Here is a 3,413-nt window from a genome sequence, read left to right as displayed (position 1 = left end):
ACCGCGAGCCGCGACGCATCGGCGCCGAGTGAGGCCGCGTTTTCGGCCACCCACTTTGTCGCGGCGTAACAATCTTCGGCGCCGGCAGGAAAAACGTGCTCCGGCGCGAGGCGGTAATCGACCGACACGATAACGCAGCCGGCCTGGTTGGCGAGCGCGCGGCATACGCGGTCGTGGCTCTCGAGATCGCCGAGCACCCATCCACCGCCGTGGAAATAAACCAGCACGCCCATCGGCGGATTACCCTCGGGGGTGTAAACGCGCGCCGCAATATTACCGGCGGCGCCGGGAATGGGGCGATCCTCGACCCGATAGATCGCGGGCGGCGGAATCGGGTTCGCCTCGAGCAGCGCGCGCATCTTGGCGCGCGCCTGCTCGGCAGTTTCCGCGCGCAGGAACATCGGGCCAGCGGCGTTGAATGCGTCGAGCATCACCTTCATCTGGGGATCGAGCGGATTGGGCATGCGAGATCATTAGGTTAGGCGGGTCTGAGAGGCAAGCGGCAGCGCGCGCCGCTACTCGGCGAAACGATGGAAGTCGGCGCGCCAGTGGGCACGGAACCAGGGCTCGCCGTCGCGGGTGCCGTACACGTCGGCACTGACCATCATGTCGTCGCCCGCGATGCGACAGTCGAGGTTGGTGTTTTCGTCAACGGCGAAGGTTGGCGACGAGCCGTCGAAATGGGTTCGGTATTCGTCGAAACTCAGCCGCGAGCGCATCGTGGCGTAGGCGCGGCCGTCAGTGGCGATCGGCACTACATCGCCTTGCGGATGGATAATCTTGTCGCTCGGCGCGACGCCGGTTTCGGTGAAGGTGAGCGTGAACGGCTGGCTGCCGACTTGTTTGTAGCAGAGCCTGTAGGTCTTGGGCGTCCAGAACCCGATTTTGTGCGCGCCCGGTTCGCGCCAGATCCAATCGAGTTGATTCACTTCTCCCCGCCAGCATCCGCGGAACACGGCCGGCAGCGCGGGGGCCGCTTGCGCCGTCATTGGCTCTGCGTTGACCGGAGGCGGCGCCGGTGGCGCAACGGGCTGAGGCTGCACAGGCGCGGGCCTCGTCAATTGCGGCAGCAGTTGAATCGTATCGCCGTTGTCTGGCTGATAGGGCGGCGGCGCCTGATGCGGCGGAATGTACGGCTGATACTGATTCGTCGGTCCGGGGACCTCGAGGGTTGTTTGCGCGCGAGCGGATCGAATCGCAATCGCGGTCAGTCCGCAGGCGAGCGCAGATAGTATGAGGATCCCGGTTCGCATCGGGCAGCTCGATTTCATTCTACTATAATACGAAGCATATCCAGTGCCGCTTCACCTTGCCGAATCCGCCGTAGATTGAGCGCGAAGTGACAGCTACCATCGAAAAAAGTTCGCAGCGGTTTCCCACGAAAATTGGCCGAGCAAGATGAGCGATCAAGAATGAGCGATCAAAATGTAAATTTCGAAGCGGCGTGGGCCGTCAGCCAGGCGCCCGCGACCGGACGGCGCGCCCAGGCGCATCGATTGGCCAACGCAATGCGGCGCGTGATCGACCACTTGGTGCAAGTCGCAGCGCCCGAGGAAGACTTGTCCGCAGCGGCCGACGCGTTGGAGCGCTACGCCAAACGTCTATCGAAATATCCTGTTTCGCGCAGCTACGAGGGATTTGCCGAGAGCGCCAACGCCGGCGATCCGCATGCGTTTTTCGATCACAGCCCGCTGATTGGAATCGCAAATCCGCTCGCGCCGCCGATTCGGCTGGCCGTGCTCGGCGACAAGGTCGAGGGGCGTGGCACGTTCGGCGTCGCATACGAAGGTCCGCCGGGACACGTGCACGGCGGATTTCTCGCGGCCGCGTTCGACGAAGTGCTCGGGATGGCGCAGTCGCTTACGGGCAATCCCGGCATGACGGGGACGCTGACGATTCGCTACCGCCGGCCGACGCCGCTGCTGACCGAACTGGTCTTCGAGGCGTTCGTCGACCGCGTCGAGGGCCGCAAAATCTTCACGCACGGAACGTTATCGGCCAACGGCGTGCTGACGGCAGAAGCCGACGGCCTGTTCATCGCGGTGGGGCAGGAGCGCTTCGCCGCAATGGCCGCGCTGGTAACAGAGCGGGCGACTGCGCACCCAATCAAGAAGTGAGTCTCGATGTTCGCAAACCTAACTCCTAATCCCCTTCCCATGGTGGGAAAGGGGAACAATCGCGTTGGAACAAATTCAGTCGGGGCGGACTAAACCCGACAGCCCTGCGAACAGTAGTGGCGTGATAGTCCAGCCGGCCAGGATGTGCAGCCATAGATAGCATCGCAGCAAGCGGCTTGGGACTGAGCTTGGATCGCCTGGTTCGCCGCCTCGCTTCGGCCTGCCGCGCACTCGGTGGCGCGGATTCGGGCGCCAGTATTTGTCCTGGTGCAGCTCGACCACCGGCAGGAAATTTTCCAGCGAATAGACCAGCGGATTAAAGATCGGATAGTGCGGCGGCGCTTCGCCGCTGGCGACGAACTCGCGGTAAGGACCTTCCTCAGTCGGCGTGATGATGCGCATCCGGTAGCCCCATCCAAATAGAATCGTGCCGAGGCCGACGAAACCCGCGATCCACCACAGCGCTCGCAGCGGCTGGTAACCGAAGCCGATCGTGTATTGCAGCATCAGGCTCCACGCGCGCTGCGGGATGCTCTCGTGGCCGAAGCGGCGCTGCGCGATCTCCTTGGCGATCCGCACACTGGTCGCGCCGTCGTCGCGCCCCATCTCGGCCAGGACCTTCGCCAATTGCCGAAACGGCTGCGGATGGTATTCGGGCGGCTGCAATGCGAGCCATCGCAGGCGCGACGGCCCGTCGCTCGGACCGCCGGCGATGTCGCCGTACACGAAGCCGTTGATGACGAGGTTGCCGGGCGCGGGCCAGCTCGCTTCGTCGTCCCAGATAGCGCCGGCATGAGCGTCTTCGAGGTCGAGCACGGTCTTTGCCGTATGCTTCACGTCGACCCAGTAGAAGGTGCCGTCGATGACGGCGCGCTCGGCGTCGAGTTCCCCATCGCCCTCGAACTCAGCGCCGTGAACGCTCAAGTCGTGCCCGATCTTCGCCAGCCGCGCGTACACGATGCCGTCGGTCGTGAAGCCATCGTGAAACAGCACGTCGCCGGCGACGTTCGCCTCGACGAGATTGACCGTGTCGTCGCCGGCATTGGAAATTCGCGCGCCGGTCAAGTCAAGCGTCCCGTCGATTCGCGCGCGCATGAAGCTCACCGGGCCAAAGTCGCCCAACAGGAACGACGCGTCGCCGTGGATGTTGGCCAAGTTGCCGAACACCGCGCCGGTGCGCGAGCGCCGCACGCTGATGTCCTGCAGATGGGCGGATAACAGATTGATTCCTTCGGGTACGTAGCAGCGGATGAGCGTCACCTGCTTGTCGACGGTGGCGTAGGAGAGGTCCAGGCC

The 3,413-nt window shown here is 63.9% G+C and carries 3 protein-coding genes and 1 pseudogene; 1 reads left to right on the top strand and 3 read right to left on the bottom strand.

Annotated elements, in window-relative coordinates; all coding sequences use genetic code 11:
• Together VJX68_RS17305 and VJX68_RS17300 are read right to left on the bottom strand one after the other, a co-directional pair.
• A partial coding sequence (locus VJX68_RS17305) for an alpha/beta hydrolase fold domain-containing protein (RefSeq protein ID WP_324096972.1) occupies positions 1–464 on the bottom strand: 464 nt, incomplete at its 3' end.
• Between the two features lie 51 nt (positions 465–515).
• Positions 516–1,253, bottom strand: coding sequence for a hypothetical protein (locus VJX68_RS17300; protein ID WP_324096971.1), 738 nt, complete (start codon positions 1,251–1,253; stop codon positions 516–518).
• Positions 1,254–1,412: 159 nt separating this feature from the next.
• On the opposite strand from VJX68_RS17300, the gene VJX68_RS17295 reads away from it, so the two are divergent.
• The gene (locus VJX68_RS17295; RefSeq protein ID WP_324096970.1) at positions 1,413–2,117 is read left to right on the top strand and encodes a PaaI family thioesterase; all 705 of its coding nucleotides are present in this window, start codon (positions 1,413–1,415) and stop codon (positions 2,115–2,117) included.
• Between the two features lie 75 nt (positions 2,118–2,192).
• Here the strand turns inward: VJX68_RS17295 and VJX68_RS17290 are convergent.
• A pseudogene (locus VJX68_RS17290) lies at positions 2,193–3,413 on the bottom strand (pentapeptide repeat-containing protein); the annotation flags it as partial.

It is taken from the genome of Binatus sp. (SeqCode) (assembly GCF_035272065.1).
In the GTDB taxonomy this organism is placed as follows: domain Bacteria; phylum Desulfobacterota; class Binatia; order Binatales; family Binataceae; genus Binatus.
Note: the sequence above shows the minus strand (reverse complement) of the source record. Positions and strands in the feature narration are given on the sequence as shown.